The following is a 15688-nucleotide window of genomic DNA, read 5'->3' as shown; positions in this document are numbered from 1 at the left end:
GTCGTGTCGAGACCCTCAGTCGAACATCCGCCGAAAGACTACGTCTGGCATCGCATCCAATAGCAACGCGACCGCTCGCCACCGCCGGGGAACGTAGGCGTGGCGTTGCTTCTTCCGAATCGCCCGCAGAATTCCGCGTGCCGCAACGTCGGCCGACACTTCCCAGAACCGGCCTTCGTTGGTCGCCATCTCGGTGTCCACGTAGCCCGGTCGCACGTCGGTAACGGCTATGTCGGCGTCGAGTCGGCCCGCCCGATAGCGCAGTCCGTCGAGATAGTTCGAGACGAACGCCTTCGACGCGCTGTAGGCTGGGACCGCGCCGTTGCCGAACGCCGCCGCGACTGACGAGACGCCGACGAGGTGGCCTGCGCCGCGTTCCTCGAAGTGGTGGACGGCGACGTTCGCCATCGCGGCGAATCCGCGAACGTTCACGTCGATAGTCTGGCGTTCCGGTTCCCAGTCGAGGGCTTCGTTTGCGAGGCCGACTCCGGCGTTGAGGACGACGAGGTCTACGCCGCCCATCGCGTCGATGAGTTTTCCGAGGCGCTCCATCGCCGGTTCGGTCTCGGTCACGTCGATTTTGGCGACGTAGCTCTTCGTCGAGAGTTGCTCGCCGAGCGTCTCTAGACGGTCCAGTCGTCGCGCGACGAGTCCGACTTCGTAGCCTTCGTCTGCGAGTTCGCGGGCCAGCGCCGCGCCGATGCCCGACGAGGCACCGACCACGATTGCGCGTTCGGTCATACTCGCACTGTCAGCGCGAAGATGCTAAGCGTTGGCTACTGCGAAGACGCCGAGCATCGACTACTGCGCGAGGAATCGTCGAATCGAGTCGTCGAAAACCTCGTGGTCGCTGACGACCGCTTCGTGACCGACGCCCTCTAAGAGCGAGAGCGACCCGTCGGGGAGTCGTGCCGCGGTGCTACGGAACTGTTCGGCGTCGAAGAAGGGGTCGGCCGTCCCGCCGACGACGAGCGTCGGAACTGTCATCTCGGGCAGTCGTGCCCATCCGTCGTGGTCGAGGCAGGCCTCTGCGGAGACGCGAAAGTCCGCTGGCGCACGAGGACCGTCGGAGAGTTCGACGTGTCCGCGAGCGCCGAGTCGGCCGAGTCGGCGCACGGTGCCGGTCGCCACGAGGTCGGCGGCTTCCAACTCGATAGCCAGCCACCGGCCGGTGTCTGCGTAGCGTTGCCACCGCCGGACGAGCGCCGTGCCGCGGTCGGCCAGCGCGTGCGCGGCGAGGCCGAGGACGGCGCGATTGACGCGCTCGGGAGAGTCGGCCGCGAGGTGCTGGACGACGAAGCCACCCATCGAGAGGCCGAGGAGGTCTACTGGTTCGTCTGGGGCAATCGTATCGAGGACGTCGGCGTAGTCTGTGGCCATCTCGCGCGTCGTCAGCTTTTTCGGTAATCTGGGCGGTCGGCTGATAGCGTACACCGAACGGTCTTCGGCGAATCGGCGGCAGAACGCCACGAGGAGCGCGTCGAACCACCAGTGTTCGCCTGCACGAGCGAGGGGGTCGTTCAACCCGGGCACGACGACGAGCGGTGGGTGTCGGTGACGGCGCTCGCTGTCGCTCGCGCCGTCCTCACTCTCGGTCGTATTGACTCCGACGTAGGGGTGGCCTGCGACTTCGCCGGAGTCCCAGAGCGGATTCGACAGTGGGTTCTGGAACTGGTCCGGTACTCGCTCTCGTAGCCACTCCGGCGACCCCTCCCGTGATTGGGGCAACCGCTCTCGCAACCACTTGCGCAGGCGTTCGAGTGTCTTCACAGGCCGAGGAACTCCTCGGCGTTCTCCCAGAGGATCTTGCGTTGTACGTCCTCGGGGAAGCCCAACTCTTCGAACTGGTCGAGCCAGACGCCGGGTTTCAGCATCGGGTAGTCGGTGCCGAACATCACCGTGTCGGAGAGCAGACTCTTCGCGTAGTGGAGCACTTGGTCGTCGATGTAACGAGGCATCCACCCCGAGAGGTCCATCGTGACGTTACCCTTCTGCTGGCAGATGGCCAGTTGCTCTTTCTCCCACGGGAACGCCGGGTGCGCGATGAGAATCGGGAGTTCAGGATGTTCGGCCGCCACGTCGTCGATGAGCATCGGGTTGCCGTACTTGATTTTCAAGCCGCGTCCGCCGGGGGCACACGCGCCGAGCGTGGAGTTGCCGCCGTGGAAGACGACGGGCTTGCCGAGGTCTTCGAGCGTGTCGAACAGCGCCTCGTGTTCGGGGTCGCTCGGGTCGAAGCCTTGGGCAATCTGCTGGAACTTGAACCCGGAGAGGTCGAGGTCCTCGACACAGCGGATGGCCTCCTCGACGCAATCGTCTTTCAAGGGGTCAACACTCCCGAAGCCGACGAAGAAGTCGTCGTAGTCGTCGCGCACCTCCGCGACGTAGTCGTTGGGCACCGGCGGGTTGCCGGTGTTCGTCTCGGCGTCCCACCCGAGCAAGACGGCGGTTCCGATACCGCACTCGTGGTACTCCTCGATGAGCGACTCGTAGGTGTCGGTTTCGATGCTGGTGCCGAACTTGTTCGCGGCGTCCTGCATCATCTGGCCACCGGCGTCATGGAGGAATTCTTCGGTCGGCTGGTGGCAGTGCGTGTCGATGATGGGGTAGTCGTCGTCGTGGTCGGCGACTACGTCGAGTGTCATAGTAGTGGTTGCGAGACGAGACAACAAAAGTCCCTGCGAATCGGTCGGCGTCGGGGAGGATTCAAGTATCGAGAGTCAAATGTGTCCGAAACATGAGCGTATTTCCCGCAGTGGTAGCCGGCTTTGCGGTCCTGTTGGTCGGGTATAGTCTCGTTCGCTACCTCGGTGCAGCACACAACAACCTCGTCGATGCCCGTGAACGGTGCAACAAGACCTGGAGCGACGTCGACGTACTGTTAGAACGACGTGCTGAGGAAGTCGGTAATCTCGTAGACGTTACCCGCGAACACGTCGCGCACGATCGTGAGGTCCTCCAGGACGTGATGGACGCTCGAAACCGCGTCGTCGAGGCCCAACGACCGAACGAAGCGGCCGACGTCAACGTCGAACTACAGAACACCCTGGAGGAGGTGTACGAACTCTCCGAGGAGTTTCCCGAACTCCGTTCCAGTGACCGGTTCGACGAGTTGACGGATAGCGTTCGGACCATCGAGCAGCGAATCGAAACTCGCAGAGAGCAGTACAACGACGCGGTAAGTACCTACAACGCACGTCTCGACCGCGTCCCGGAACGCTACGTCGCAGACCAACGCGGATTCGAGCGGCGCGTTCCGTTCGTCGCTACGGCGGACGCACGGGATGGCATCGACGTCGGTGACCGCCTCGGCATCTCCGGCGACGACTGATGGTGTTCGGGTACGTCCTCTATCTGGGACTGATCGGCGGGTCGTTGCTCGCCGTCGCGTACGGTCTGTTCTCGATAACAGACGGGTTCCGTCGATGGCAGGAGTTCAACGCCCTCGTAGACGTCCCGATATCATCTCTCGGTGCCGTTTCCGTCGGGGAAACTGCAGTCTCGGGATCCATCGAGACGTCCGCACCGACCACTGTCCCGGTGGGAGCGGAGCGTTGCGTCTGTTACGACCTCACAGTGAACGACAGTACGGATGCAACGGCGGTGCACGAAGAGCGTGAAAGCGTCACGTTCTTCGTCAACGACGGGACCGGTCGGGTCCGTATCGACCCTACTGAGTTCGAACTCGACATTTCCGAAGCCCGTACGGAGTCGTTCTCGTTCAAGAGCTACGACGAGGTACCGGCTCGCGCAGAGGCGTTCCACGACAGCCGAGACCTCCCCGAGCGTGGACTGCGTCGGGACCGGACCATCGAATACGTCTATCTTCGACGCGGTGACGAGGTGTATGCTTACGGTGACGTTCGTCCGGACGCCGACCACGATGGTGAGACAGACGAGAAAACAGTCGTCTTGCAGTCTGGTAGCCGCGGATTCCTCGCAGATAGGTCCCGCGACGAGTTACGACGCGAGCGGCGATACTCGCTCGTGAAGTCCGTCGTCAGTGGCACGCTCGTGGCGACGCTCGGTCTTGGTAGCGTCCTCTGGCTGACCGGATTCGCACAGCTATTTCTCGGCGGCTAATCCGTCGCGGACACCAGTGACCGTCCCGGCGAGAAGTCCACCGAAGATACCGGTGAGTATCGCGTGAACGACGTACGCGATGGGAAGACCCGCGACGACGATAGCCCACATCGCAACGTCGGAGGTCGCGCCACCTGTCGCACTCTCGTAGCCAGTCAGTCCGACGCCGACGACTGCGAGGAAGACGGCGAAGTAGGTGAGAACCAGCCACCAGAAACTAATCGTTCGGTACGACTCGTGGACAAATGCACGGACCGACCGCGGCACCGAGACGCTCGGCGAACTCGGTAGCCAGTCCCATAGCCGCCACACGCCGTCTACGACCATACCGAGAGCGAACAGTGGGTACTCCGTGAGACGGATGTCGCCCTTAGACCAACGAATCGCCGTCTCCATCTCTTCTGCTCCCTGAGTCAGGACTTGCCACTGTGGAGGCTCCGGTGCGGTCTCCTCGCGCCGCAATCGGTCGGCGCAGTCCCGACAGAAATCGTTCGGTCGGTCGTCGAGTTCGTCGAGCGTGTCCACACCATCCATAACGCAGCGTTTGTGACTTCGAAACTCGAACAACTGACCCGCACAGTGCCGCGTGACGTTTTCGATGCGTTCGCGTTTGGTCGTCTCACTTGGGCCGTCCTCGTGGAGCGCCCCCGTCGAGACAAGACTGTATCCTTCGTCCCACGACACGAGTCCGAAGATAGAGTTCCGCTCTCTGTAGTAGAGTTTCTCGTCCGTGACGCCGATTACGAAGTCCAGCTCTGGAGTCTCTTCAAGCGCGAAGAGTACGTCGGCACTATCGCGCTGACCGGACTGGTCGTCTAGCGGTATCGTCTCCCCGACGGTGACGGGGACTTCGAATTCGGCTTCGTACGTCTCTGCGACGACCTGCACGGAACCGGGGTCGGGGTCACCGACGCCGACGACTCGAACGGTCGGTACCTCGTCGTGCGGAAATATCGACATGATACATAGATGTCAAAGTCACCCCTTTGGTGTTTCGGGCGGTATCACTAGTGAGAATCAGGACGCTTCGACGTTCGGAGCACAGAGACCGAACGTTGGCACGTTCGTTCGTCTACCGCGTGGCGGTGGAGGCGATTGGGGTTGCTACTCGCTCTTCTTTATCATGAACTTCATGTCGCCTTCGAAGACGATGGTGTCCTCCTGGTTGGTCATCGTCGTGTCGATGACGACCAGTCCGGCGTCGTCCCGACTGCTCAGATCCTTCGTCTCGACGACTTCCATGTCCAGTGAGACGGTGTCGTCCATGTGGACCGGAGCGGGGATGTCCATGTAGTTCATGCCGAGGAACGCCAGCACGGTGCGTTCGAGGAAGCCACAGCGGTAGACGAACCCGGTCGCCAGCGAGAACGTCATCGGGCCGTGGGCGACTCGCTCGCCGAAGTACTCGTCTTCGGCGTACTCCTTGTTGGTGTGGAGTTCGGTCCAGTCGCCAGTGAACGCCGAGTGCTGGACGAAGTCGTACTCGGTGACGGTGCGACCGACGCTCTCGAACGTCTGGCCTTCCTCGAAGTCCTCGAAGTGGTGCGGCTGATAGCTGTAGGGCATGGTGGTAAGTTTTGCACTCTGGGTCAAAGTTCTATGGTATCTGGTGTGGGGCCTTGCTGGTGAGAAAGATAGGGAATTGACGGTCTGATCGAGTCGAACCGCATTATTGGTAGGTCCCTGCCATCGAGACCAACCGCACTCTGCTCAAGCAAACAGAGTCGAGACGAACCGCACTTTCTCCGAAACCAAGGAGAGACAACACCGCAACCGCACCGCGAGAACCACGTCCTCCCCACCCGACTGCGGGCTTCAGGACGAAAGACGCGCAGTTGCGCGTCTTTCGGGCTTGCAGTCCTCATCCCTCGCGCGACATTTGGTCGCGGTCTGACACCCGCGACCAGCGCGCGCCGGTTCTTCGTCAAAATTCACGACACAGAGCCCGACTCCAACTCTTCACTCGTACACTTCCAAAACACGCTCCGTAACGTCGTCCCACGTCGGGAGCGCGGTGGCAGGTGCGTCAAGTTCGACAGCTTCAGCGACCCCACGAGCGACGGTCTCGGGGGCGACGTCTTCGACCCCCACACAATCCTCGCGGTCGGCCCAATCCACCAGGGCGCCCGCCTCGCGGACGACGCAGGGCGTGCCAGCGGCGAGCGCCTCCGCGACGGTCATCCCGTAGGATTCGAACTCCGAGAGCGTGAGGTAGGCGTCTGCGCCAGCGTACAGGCCGGGCAGGCGCTCGTCGGCGACGAAACCGAGGAACTCTACGCGCGACTCGACGCCCGCTTCTTTGGCGGTTCGCTCCAACTGGTCGCGGTAGTCGCCAGAGCCTGCGACGAGCAGGTCGTAGTTGGGCAGTTCAGCGAGCGCCCGAATCGCGTGCTGGACGCCCTTGTACTCCTCCAGTCGGCCGACGCAGAGCAGATAGGGGTTGTCGCGTTCTTCGGGAGTTGCGTCGGCAAATAGCTCTGTTTCCAGCCCGTTTGGAATCACCGTCGCTTCGACGCCGAAGTCGGCTTGCAACTGGTCGCGCTCCCACTCGCTCACCGCGATGCGGGCGTCTGCCTTTCGGACTGCCCATCCGCCGAGCGGGCGATACAACGAGAGCAATTTGTCGCGGAAGTCGTCTGCACTCGCGCCGTGGTAGTGAGCGGTTACGACGAATCGGGCGTCAGAAGACCGACCCAGTGCCGCGAAGAAGACTGGAAGCGAGTGGTAGTTGTGGGCGTGAACTACGTCTGGATTTGCCCCGCGGACTGCGCGCGCGATGCTGGGAGCGATGTGAAACGCTCCGCCCGGTGCGAAGCCACGGAATCGCCGGACGACCACGCCGTTTCGCGTCTCCCGCCGTTCGACATCCTCGCCCGCGTCGGCACTGACGACCATCACGTCGTGGCCGCGTTCGACCATCCGTTCGGCGAGTTCCTGCACGTGCGTTTCGACACCACCAGTGTGGGGCGGATAGCGCGGTGTAACCTGTAGAATTCGCATGAATGGATTTTCAGTCGAAAGTTCTCTCTTCGGTCCTCAGTCGAACGCTTCGCGCAGTTCCTCGTCCACTTCCCACGTGCCGTCGCCCTCGCCGCGCAGGAGTGCGATTGCACCCGCGAGCAGTGACACCTGCGAGTCGAAGATTGCGTAGACGGCTTGCAGCGGACCGAGAAGGTCCTTCTGCCCGAGCCAGACGAACGCCCCGAATGCGACGGGAGCGGCGAGGCCGACCGGTCCTGCAACTGCTATCGCGGCCGCCGTAACTGCCACCACGTCCAGCGCGACCAACCACGGCGAAATCACCATGAACCACCAGTTGAACGGGAGGACCACTTTGCCGTAGTTACCGTACTTGCCCAGCGCGTCGCGGTGCTGAGCGAGCAGGCGAATCAGTCCCATCCCGCGTCGGTCCTTCTGCAATCGACGCTTTCCGAAGTCCGAGTGGGAGGCCTCCTTGTACCGAACTGCGGGGTCGAAGATGACTCGGTCGCCACCCCGGCGAATCTTCAGCGCGAGTTCCGTGTCGTCGGCCAGCGAGTTCGGGTCGATAGGGACGATGGCGTCGTTCTCGAAGGCGGAGAACGGCCCGTGGAAGATGAGCGTCGAGTCTAGATGCGATTCGAGCGTCTGGATGTGTGCCTGCACGCCGCGGTAGCCCGCTTCGACTTCGCTCCCACCGAGGACTTCCGCGTTCTGTCCCGTGACGGCCGCGACTTCGGGGTCTGCGAGGTTCGCGGCGGCCTGCCGGAGGGCGTCCTCGGCGACGTAAGAGTCGCAGTCGGTCTTGACGACCATCTCGTTTTTCGCGGCCGCGTAGGCGTCGTTGAGCGCAGGTGCGAGTCCGCGGCGTTCCTGCTCTCGGATGAGGTTCAGTTCGGGGTACTCGCGGTCGGCGAAGTACTCCTCGATTAGCTCGGGCGTCTCGTCCTCGGAGGAATCGACCACGACGAGTTCGACCTTCTCCATCGGGTAGTCGAGCGCGAGAACGTCGTCTAGTTTCTTCTCGATAATGCCCGACTCGTTGTACGTCGGGAGGATGATGCTGGTCGTGGGCTCGGCGTCGCGCTTGTCAGCCGGTGAGCCACTTGGCCGGACCAACGCGTAGAGAGCCACGTAGGCGATGTACGGCAGGGCCGTCACTGCCACGAGGGCACCTGCGGCGGCCACGAAGGGATTCATACAGACGCCTACGGAGAGGGGTTATAATTTAGTGTTGCTTAGCGAGCCACGAACGAGTGGCTCTGTGTCACGAGTACTGAAAAATGAAGCCCCGAATCCCCGTTGGACAGGGCGAAAACGTTGAGAGGAAGGTTAGTTTGTAGGCGCTACGTTTAGACCGTCACCGCGCTCTCTTGGGAGAGCGACTGCGGAATGTTCGCGCGGTAGATGGTGACTGCACCGTACTGGGTGGTGAGCTTGAGTTCGACGGTCTGGCCTTCGGAGAGACGCTGGCCGCTAATCGCCGTCGAGTTCAGCGAAATCTTAAAGCGGTCGTCTTGCTCGTCGAGGACCGGAACCGAGTCGTCCGGGTCCTTGATGGACTTGACCGTGAAGTTGGCAGTCTCGCCGGGGTTAGATTTCGAATTTCCACCGAGGTTGTATGCGTTCATGTCGTCCTCACTACCGCTCACGAGCGTCTTGGCTTCGTTCGGGCCAAGCCACTCGATGGTAGCTGACGAGAGGTTGATGTCGTCGGAACCGGAGCCACGCATGACCGTGAGGTTGATGTAGTTGACTTCCTCGTTGGCGACGTTACCGAAGCCGGAGACGACCTGCACGCGGTTGGACACCTGTGCGGACGACTCTTGACCGGTCTGTTCGGACTTCGTCTGCAGGAAGCCAGCCGTGTTGATGAGAACCCCCGCCGCGATTGCTGCGACGAGCACCATCGCGATGAAGACGATGAGGGTGCCGATACCCACCTGACCGCGGTCGGCGGTCAGCCGTTGTTTAAACTGAGAGAGATAATTCCGTGTCATTTTTCGAATGGTCTCTGTGTTCGGGAACTTTCCCATCGATGACGTACCACCCCTATTATATATATCATTCGTCTATTTTCATCGCTGATAACTCGCCGTCGTCGCGGGTTTTCGTGGCGCGCGGACGGGGTGATCGAGTAGTTCGACGGCGACGGACCTCGTACTAGCAAACTGGGAAATCTTCGAACAATCAGTACAGAAAAACTTGGAACGACTATATAAACTAGTTATTTAAATGTGTCTATGTGTGACCATCCCGATTGGAACGTCCACGGGCCACCCGAGAAGTAAGGCTTTTGCGCAAGTGGGGACCACTGCCATCCAATGGCCGACCGCGAGGACGTCTGCGTACTCATCCCGACGCTGAACGAAGCCGAGACTATCGGCGAGGTGATAGACGGCTTCACGAGCCGTGGCTTCGACAACGTCCTCGTCGCCGACGGTAACTCCACCGACGACACGCAAGCAGTCGCCAAAGAGCATGGCGCACGCGTCGTCACGCAAACTGGGACTGGCAAGGGACAAGCGGTTCGTGAGGCCCTCGACTACATCGACGCCGAGTACGTGTTGATGCTCGACGGCGACGGCACGTATCGGGCGGAAGACGCAGACGCGATGCTCGAACCCCTGTTAGCTGGGAGTGCGGAACACGTCATCGGCGACCGGTTCGCCGACATGGAAGACGGCGCGATGACGAAGCTCAACCAGTGGGGCAACGCGATGTTCAACTGGGTGTTTCGCCACATCCACGGCAAGAACTTTCAGGACATCCTCAGCGGCTATCGGGCGTTTACCCGCGAGTCAGTGGAGAACTTCTATCTCGACGCAGACGGCTTCGGCGTCGAGACGGAGATGGCCGTCGAGTGTGTCAAGCAGGGCGTCCCGACCACGGTCGTGCCGATTCGCTACGAGGCACGCCCGGACGACTCGGACACGAACCTTCACCCGATTCACGACGGCGGCGTCATTCTGCTGACCCTCTACCAACTGGCGAAGACGAACAACCCACTGTTCTACTTCGGGAGCATCGGCGTGATGAGTTCGCTGTTCGGCGTGGGTCTCGGTGCGTACGTCGGCATCGAGTGGGTCACGCAGCGCATCTCTCACGAGGTGCTCGCTGTCGTCGCCGCGTTCGCCATCCTGTTCGGCGTGCAGTTGCTGATGTTTGGCGTCCTCTCGGACATGATAGTGACGCTGCACCGCGAACAGATGCGCCGGATGGATTAGTACGGCAACATCGCGCGCATCCGCTCGACGAGACTCGGCGAGCGCGTCGTTCGATACTCCTCGAAGACGGGGTGAAGTTCGTTCAGCAACTGGCGTTGACTCTCGAAGTGGTCGCTGTCGGCCTCCGCGAGCGCGTCGGCGAGTGCGACGGCGTGGCCGTTCGCGTCGTAGTCGATGCGCGGATTCTCCGTCGCGCGGACGATTTCCTCGCCGGTCGCTGGAAACGACGCGTCTGCCCGGTCGAGTTCCGCGGCGAGTTCGGCGATACCGAACTCGATGGCCTCGGTTCCCCCAGAGTCCGATGTTGGTGGCCTCACGCCCATAGGAAATCCATACGACTCGTTCCTTGAAAAACTACGTCCCGTGTGGTAATTTGGTGACGTATCACACGCTAGAAAACCGGTGGCTTTCTTAACTGTCCATCACGTACGACCATTTATGACAGGTGTTCGAGTTGCGGGGGTCGGACTGACCCACTTCGGGAGCCATCCCGAGCGGACTGGCCGGGACCTCTTCGCAGAAGCGAGCGCGACTGCGCTCGACGACGCGGGCATCGACCGCTCGCTGGTCGAGCAGTTGAACTACGGCAACTTCATGGGCGAACTGAGCGAGCATCAGGGCCACCAAGGGCCGCTGATGGCCGAAGCAGCGGGATTAGACGCGCCTGCGACGCGCTACGAGAGTGCGTGTGCCTCTAGCGGCGTCGCAGTACGCGAAGCCGTCAAAGACGTGCGCAACGGCGAGGCGGACGTCGTTCTGGTCGGTGGCGCAGAGCGCATGAACAACCTCGGCACTGCGAAGACGACCGAGGCGCTCGCAATCGCGGCCGACGACCTCTACGAGGTGCGGGCTGGGATGACGTTCCCGGCCGCGTACGCCCTGATGGCACAAGCGTACTTCGAGCAGTACGGTGGCTCTCGAGAGGACCTCGCCGAAATCGCGGTGAAGAACCACGACAACGCGCTCGGCAACGAGTTCGCGCAGTTCCAGCGCGAGATTTCGGTCGAAGACGCCCTCGACGCGCCGATGGTCGCCGACCCGCTCGGGTTGTACGACGCGTGCCCAATCACCGACGGCGCGAGCGCAATCGTCCTCGTCAGCGACGAATTTGCGGAGCAACACGACCTCGACGCGCCGGTCTCGATTACCGGCACCGGACAGGGCGGCGACAAGATGGCCTTGCAGGACCGTGAGTATCTGGCTCGCACGCCAGCTGCCGAGAAGGCCGCCGAAGAAGCGTACGACGACGCGGGCATCGACGCGACGGACGTGTCCGTCGCAGAGGTCCACGACTGCTTCACCATCGCAGAAGTGCTGGCACTCGAAGCACTCGACTTCTACGCGCAGGGCGAAGCCATCGGTGCGGCGGCGCGCGGCGAGACGACCCGCGACGGCGGCCTGCCGATAAATCTGTCCGGTGGACTGAAAGCCAAGGGCCACCCGGTCGGTGCAACCGGCACCAGCCAAATTACCGAACTCACGCGCCTGCTCCGCGGCGACCATCACAACAGCGACGCCGTGGACGGCGACGTGGGTGTCGCGCACAACGCGGGTGGCACGGTTGCGAGTACGACGGTTCACGTGCTGGAGGTAAACCAATGAAGCGACACGACGCACGCGACGACGGCTTCGACGACTTCCTCGACGCAATCGAGTCGGGTGAAGGGTTCTATCTCGAATGCGAGAACGGCCACGGGTCGCTCCCGCCGCGACGACTCTGCCCGCACTGCGGTTCGGACGAGTTGGCGGAGGTTGCGCTACCTGAAACAGGGACAATCGAGACGTTCACCGTGGTTCGGGTAGCCGCGCCAGAGTTCGAAGCCGACACGCCCTACGTGACTGCTGTCGTAGACTTCGGCGGCGTTCGCGCGACGGGACAGATGCGTGGTGTCGAGGTAGACGCGGTCGAAACCGGCATGGAAGTCGAAGCAGGAATCGGCGAGACGGAGACGACGGGCGAGCGGATTCTCGTCTTCCACCCGCGCTAGAAAATTATCGCTTTTCGTGTCGTCGTTGCAGTTGTCGTCGCTTCGAGAGCGACTAGTGTAGTGCGAGGTCGGACGACGCTACGCTAGCTACTGCCGGTGCAACGCCGTGCAAACTCCGCAGACGGTCTGGTTCGCGTCACTCACCAGACCTACCGCAGTCCCCAAACCTCCCCGCGAACGGCGCCCGCCGTTCGCGTCCTGTGGGCTAGGTTCTCCTGCCGATTCTCGTGGACCGTGAAACTCTGAGAAGCGACACCGAAGTTCGGAGCGTTACGGTTCGGCTTCCCTCTCGCGCTCCGGTCGCTCGGTCAACTCGTCCAGCAGGACTTCGAGGAACGGACCCGGATGCTCGGCGTGTGGGAGCAGTCTCGCCTCGTCGAAGACCACCAGTTTCGTGTCGGCCGCCTCGGCCAATTTCTCTCCTTCTTCCAGCGGCGTCACGGTGGCGTCCCGACCCCAGACGATGGTAACGGGGACGTCCACTCTGGCCAGTTCCGCGCCGAGGTCCACGTCTGGGTCGAGATAGCCCGAGACGAACGAGGCAGGTGCGTAGCGTGCGCCGGGTTGATGGCTGGTCTCCCACTGGAAGTCCACGTCGCGCTCGGTGTAGCCCGCTTCGTCGGAGTAGGCGTCTCGATTGTCGAACCAGTGGAGCGACCGCTTGCTTGTCAGAAGGTTGAATAGCGTCTGACCGACGAGCGGCGAACGCATCACCGACCGAAGCCAGAGTCGGCGCGTGCCCGTGTCGGCCGTCGGGCAGACCAGAACCAATCGGGAGAACACCTCGGACTGTTGCTGAGCGAGCGCGGCGTACGACCCCGCTAGCGAGGAGGCGACGCAGGCGGCGTCGTCAGTCAGGTCCTCCGCGAAGTCGGTGACGAAGGCGGTGTACAGCGACGCCGAGTAGGTCAGCGGCGGCCGGTCCGAGCGGCCGAACCCTGGAAGGTCGGGCGCGATGACGTGGTGGGTCTTGCTGAGTTGTCTGAAAATCTGGTCGAACTCCTTGTTCGACGCCGCGGCGTGAACGCCGTGCAGGAGTAACAGGTCGGGGTCGTCTGGGTCGCCAGCCTCGGTGTACGCGATGTCGAACCCGCGCCAGCGGTAGGTCCGTTGCTCACCTTCCAGTGGCGGGGAGAGTTTCCCCGCTTTCCACGCGAGTAGCTTGTTGCCGAGTGCGGCCGCGCCGAGTCCGCCCACTGTCGCGGTGATGGCCCTCCGTAGCTTCATACGTGACTAGTCATCGTGGAGAGATTTAGCTTTTGTTGGCGGCCCACCCCTTTTTATCACATATTTAGAGAAGTATGAAACGGGTTTCAGTCCAGCACGCCCAACTGGTCGTAGAGGAATGCCCAGCGGTCGAGTTCTTCGGCGACCTGCATCGAGGTTGGTTTGCCGACGCCGTGGCCGGTTCCGTTCTCCGTGCGGAGCACAATCGGGGCGTCGCCCATCGTTGCCTCCTGCATCCGCGCGGTCATCTTTCGGGCGTGACACGGGTGGACCCGCGTGTCGCCAGCCGCAGTTCCGAACAGGACTGCCGGATACTCAACTCCCTCTTCGACGTTGTGGTACGGCGAGTACTCGCGGATGTACTCGAACGCTTCGGGGTCTTCCGGATGGCCGTACTCGGTAGTCCACGATTCGCCGAGCAGAAATCGGTGGAACCGGAGCATGTCGAGCAGGGGCACTTCCGAGAGGACTGCGCCGAACAGGTCGGGTCGCTGTGTCAGGGCCGCGCCGACGGTCAACCCGCCGTTCGACCGCCCTAGTGCCGCGAGTCGCTCGGAGTTGGTGTAACCCGACTCGACGAGACCCTCTGCGACCGCGATGAAGTCGTCGAAGGTGTGCTGTTTGTGTTCGCGCCGTCCGTCGTGGTTCCACTCCTTGCCGTACTCAGCACCGCCCCGCAAATTCGCCTGCACGAAGACGCCACCGTCTTCGAGGAACGGCGTTCTGAACCGGTCGAACTCCGGCGTCATGCTCTTTCGGAAGCCGCCGTAGCCGTAGAGAACCGTCGGATTGTCGCCGTCGTGCTCCACGTCCTCACGGTGGACGACGAACGCAGGGATTTCGGTTCCGTCGGCCGACTCGTAGAACTTCTGGCTGACGACGAGGTCCGCATTCCCGCTCGCGTCGAGCGCGGCTTCCCGCTCGCTGACGACTACTGTCTCGCCTGTCTCGGTGTCGCCACGAGCGACCCACGGCGGCCGGTCGAACCGTCGCGCTTGGAAGAACCACTCCGGGTCGTCCGGGTGACCGCAAAGTTCGCCCCGGTTCATGCCTGTGAACCCAACCAAGTCTACGTCGTGGCGGTGGGTTCCATCTAAGTCGTAGACCGCGAGCGACGAGTGGGCGTCCTGTTGACGATGAACCACCAGCGAGTCGTCGGCGACCACGAACTCTTCGAGGAGACTGTCGGACTCGGGGATCACTTCTCGGAGGTCCTCGGGGTCCAAGTTACGGTTGTCTACGTCGCAGGCTAGTATCCGTCGCTTCGACGCGTCGTAGTCCGAGAGGAAGTACAGCGTCCCGTCGGTGAGCGTCGGTTGGAACGACGCGTCTACGTCCGTGAGTATCGGTACGAGTTCGCCAGCGTCCGAATCTGCCAACTCGGCCGGTGTGCCATCCCAGCGGTACACGTCGCTCCGCGTCCATCCCTCCTGATACGCGACGACTAACGTCCCGTCGTCGATTTCGAGACCCGGCCACGCGTACTCGCTGATGTCGTCGGTCAACAGCGGGTCTTCGTCGGAATCGCTACCGAGTTCGTGGTAGCGAATTTCCTTGTCGAGTTGACCGCCGTCGGTTGCGGCCCCGGTCGTCACGTAGTAGAATCCGTCCTCGGTCCACGCCAGTCCTCGCGGTCCGGCGCGTCCGCAGTCGAGTAGCTCGTCTACGAGGTCGCCGGATTCGGTGTCTAGGACCCGCACGTCGTACTGCTCCTGGCCGCCCTCCGCGAAACCGTAGGCGACCAGCGAACCATCTGGAGAAGGATAGAACCAGTCGAGCGACGACGCGTCGTCCCACTCGTTCGGGTCCACGAGGACGCGAGGCTCCGCGTCGATTTCCGGGCGAACGAGCAGTCGCGCTCGGTCGTCGTCTGCGCGCTCGACGCGCTGGAAGTAGCCCGCGCTTCGCGGCACGACGACGCCGTGGTTGGGTACGTCGGCGAGCGAGCGGAATCGAGACTCTAAGGACTCGCGGGCGTCGTTTTCGAGAAACTTGTCGGCGTACTCGTTCTGGCGTTCGACCCACGCAGTTACCTCGTCGGTGTCGTCCTCTAACCAGCGATACGGGTCGCGTATCTCTTCGCCGTGGAGGGTTTCGACGACTTCGCGTCGCTCGGTCTCCGGAGGTTCGGGCATGGTTCCCAGTGTGAGTCGTGCTACAAAGTCTCTCGGGCGCAGGCAACCG

Annotated in this window: 16 protein-coding genes; 5 read left to right on the top strand and 11 right to left on the bottom strand. The window is 62.4% G+C overall.

The window, feature by feature from the left end; all coding sequences use genetic code 11:
* Positions 1-15 precede the first annotated feature (15 nt).
* Genes F7R90_RS06140 through F7R90_RS06130 form a run of 3 tightly spaced genes read right to left on the bottom strand, consistent with a single transcriptional unit; the run spans position 16 to position 2645 of the window.
* Positions 16-741, bottom strand: coding sequence for an SDR family NAD(P)-dependent oxidoreductase (locus F7R90_RS06140; RefSeq protein ID WP_158056379.1), 726 nt, complete (start codon positions 739-741; stop codon positions 16-18).
* Positions 742-801: 60 nt separating this feature from the next.
* On the bottom strand, positions 802-1770 hold the full coding sequence (locus F7R90_RS06135; RefSeq protein WP_192498417.1) for an alpha/beta fold hydrolase: 969 nt from the start codon (positions 1768-1770) through the stop codon (positions 802-804).
* A complete protein-coding gene (locus tag F7R90_RS06130) occupies positions 1767-2645 on the bottom strand; it encodes an amidohydrolase family protein (RefSeq protein WP_158056377.1) in 879 nt (292 codons plus the stop codon). The genes F7R90_RS06135 and F7R90_RS06130 overlap by 4 nt, the downstream gene beginning before the upstream one ends.
* Positions 2646-2737: 92 nt before the next feature.
* Here F7R90_RS06130 and F7R90_RS06125 point away from each other — a divergent pair, with 92 nt between their 5' ends.
* Positions 2738-3331 carry a LemA family protein gene (locus F7R90_RS06125; RefSeq protein ID WP_158056376.1) on the top strand — a complete coding sequence of 198 codons (594 nt, stop codon included), beginning with the start codon at positions 2738-2740 and terminating at the stop codon, positions 3329-3331.
* The gene (locus tag F7R90_RS06120; RefSeq protein WP_158056375.1) at positions 3331-4083 is read left to right on the top strand and encodes a GIDE domain-containing protein; all 753 of its coding nucleotides are present in this window, start codon (positions 3331-3333) and stop codon (positions 4081-4083) included. Before F7R90_RS06125 ends, F7R90_RS06120 begins: the two co-directional genes overlap by 1 nt.
* Here F7R90_RS06120 and F7R90_RS06115 read toward each other — a convergent pair.
* The 5 genes from F7R90_RS06115 to F7R90_RS06095 form a co-directional block, all read right to left on the bottom strand.
* Complete coding sequence (locus F7R90_RS06115) at positions 4066-5043, bottom strand: zinc metalloprotease (protein WP_158056374.1); 978 nt, start codon at positions 5041-5043, stop codon at positions 4066-4068. The genes F7R90_RS06120 and F7R90_RS06115 overlap by 18 nt on opposite strands.
* 144 nt (positions 5044-5187) lie before the next feature.
* Complete coding sequence (locus tag F7R90_RS06110; RefSeq protein ID WP_158056373.1) at positions 5188-5649, bottom strand: MaoC/PaaZ C-terminal domain-containing protein; 462 nt, start codon at positions 5647-5649, stop codon at positions 5188-5190.
* Positions 5650-6042: 393 nt separating this feature from the next.
* Positions 6043-7083: a glycosyltransferase family 4 protein gene (locus F7R90_RS06105; RefSeq protein ID WP_158056372.1), complete on the bottom strand. Its 1041-nt coding sequence runs from the start codon at positions 7081-7083 to the stop codon at positions 6043-6045.
* A gap of 36 nt (positions 7084-7119) precedes the next feature.
* Positions 7120-8262, bottom strand: coding sequence for a glycosyltransferase (locus F7R90_RS06100; protein ID WP_158056371.1), 1143 nt, complete (start codon positions 8260-8262; stop codon positions 7120-7122).
* A gap of 152 nt (positions 8263-8414) precedes the next feature.
* Complete coding sequence (locus F7R90_RS06095; RefSeq protein WP_158056370.1) at positions 8415-9062, bottom strand: archaellin/type IV pilin N-terminal domain-containing protein; 648 nt, start codon at positions 9060-9062, stop codon at positions 8415-8417.
* Between the two features lie 324 nt (positions 9063-9386).
* Between F7R90_RS06095 and aglJ the strand changes: the two genes are divergently transcribed.
* Positions 9387-10289 carry an S-layer glycoprotein N-glycosyltransferase AglJ gene (gene aglJ / locus F7R90_RS06090; protein WP_158056369.1) on the top strand — a complete coding sequence of 301 codons (903 nt, stop codon included), beginning with the start codon at positions 9387-9389 and terminating at the stop codon, positions 10287-10289.
* Here aglJ and F7R90_RS06085 read toward each other — a convergent pair.
* Complete coding sequence (locus F7R90_RS06085; RefSeq protein WP_158056368.1) at positions 10286-10612, bottom strand: hypothetical protein; 327 nt, start codon at positions 10610-10612, stop codon at positions 10286-10288. The genes aglJ and F7R90_RS06085 overlap by 4 nt on opposite strands.
* Before the next feature lie 115 nt (positions 10613-10727).
* Here F7R90_RS06085 and F7R90_RS06080 point away from each other — a divergent pair, with 115 nt between their 5' ends.
* Positions 10728-11891, top strand: a complete 1164-nt coding sequence (locus F7R90_RS06080) for a thiolase C-terminal domain-containing protein (protein WP_158056367.1) — start codon at positions 10728-10730, stop codon at positions 11889-11891.
* On the top strand, positions 11888-12277 hold the full coding sequence (locus F7R90_RS06075) for a Zn-ribbon domain-containing OB-fold protein (RefSeq protein ID WP_158056366.1): 390 nt from the start codon (positions 11888-11890) through the stop codon (positions 12275-12277). Before F7R90_RS06080 ends, F7R90_RS06075 begins: the two co-directional genes overlap by 4 nt.
* Before the next feature lie 270 nt (positions 12278-12547).
* Here F7R90_RS06075 and F7R90_RS06070 read toward each other — a convergent pair whose 3' ends face one another.
* On the bottom strand, positions 12548-13504 hold the full coding sequence (locus tag F7R90_RS06070; protein WP_158056365.1) for an alpha/beta fold hydrolase: 957 nt from the start codon (positions 13502-13504) through the stop codon (positions 12548-12550).
* Between the two features lie 86 nt (positions 13505-13590).
* A complete protein-coding gene (locus F7R90_RS06065; protein WP_158056364.1) occupies positions 13591-15639 on the bottom strand; it encodes a prolyl oligopeptidase family serine peptidase in 2049 nt (682 codons plus the stop codon).
* Positions 15640-15688: the final 49 nt, after the last annotated feature.

The organism is Halorussus halophilus (assembly GCF_008831545.1).
In the GTDB taxonomy this organism is placed as follows: domain Archaea; phylum Halobacteriota; class Halobacteria; order Halobacteriales; family Haladaptataceae; genus Halorussus; species Halorussus halophilus.
The sequence above is the reverse complement of the archived record's forward strand: the minus strand, read 5'-3'. Positions and strand labels throughout refer to the sequence as shown.

Coding starts and splice junctions, on each gene's coding strand:
- F7R90_RS06070 (WP_158056365.1), bottom strand. CDS start 13,504: ATGAAGCTACGGAGGGCCATCACCGCGACAGTGGGCGGACTCGGCGCG.
- F7R90_RS06100 (WP_158056371.1), bottom strand. CDS start 8,262: ATGAATCCCTTCGTGGCCGCCGCAGGTGCCCTCGTGGCAGTGACGGCC.
- F7R90_RS06140 (WP_158056379.1), bottom strand. CDS start 741: ATGACCGAACGCGCAATCGTGGTCGGTGCCTCGTCGGGCATCGGCGCG.
- F7R90_RS06065 (WP_158056364.1), bottom strand. CDS start 15,639: ATGCCCGAACCTCCGGAGACCGAGCGACGCGAAGTCGTCGAAACCCTC.
- F7R90_RS06120 (WP_158056375.1), top strand. CDS start 3,331: ATGGTGTTCGGGTACGTCCTCTATCTGGGACTGATCGGCGGGTCGTTG.
- F7R90_RS06130 (WP_158056377.1), bottom strand. CDS start 2,645: ATGACACTCGACGTAGTCGCCGACCACGACGACGACTACCCCATCATC.
- F7R90_RS06080 (WP_158056367.1), top strand. CDS start 10,728: ATGACAGGTGTTCGAGTTGCGGGGGTCGGACTGACCCACTTCGGGAGC.
- F7R90_RS06095 (WP_158056370.1), bottom strand. CDS start 9,062: ATGACACGGAATTATCTCTCTCAGTTTAAACAACGGCTGACCGCCGAC.
- F7R90_RS06075 (WP_158056366.1), top strand. CDS start 11,888: ATGAAGCGACACGACGCACGCGACGACGGCTTCGACGACTTCCTCGAC.
- F7R90_RS06125 (WP_158056376.1), top strand. CDS start 2,738: ATGAGCGTATTTCCCGCAGTGGTAGCCGGCTTTGCGGTCCTGTTGGTC.
- F7R90_RS06115 (WP_158056374.1), bottom strand. CDS start 5,043: ATGTCGATATTTCCGCACGACGAGGTACCGACCGTTCGAGTCGTCGGC.
- aglJ (WP_158056369.1), top strand. CDS start 9,387: ATGGCCGACCGCGAGGACGTCTGCGTACTCATCCCGACGCTGAACGAA.
- F7R90_RS06105 (WP_158056372.1), bottom strand. CDS start 7,083: ATGCGAATTCTACAGGTTACACCGCGCTATCCGCCCCACACTGGTGGT.
- F7R90_RS06085 (WP_158056368.1), bottom strand. CDS start 10,612: ATGGGCGTGAGGCCACCAACATCGGACTCTGGGGGAACCGAGGCCATC.
- F7R90_RS06110 (WP_158056373.1), bottom strand. CDS start 5,649: ATGCCCTACAGCTATCAGCCGCACCACTTCGAGGACTTCGAGGAAGGC.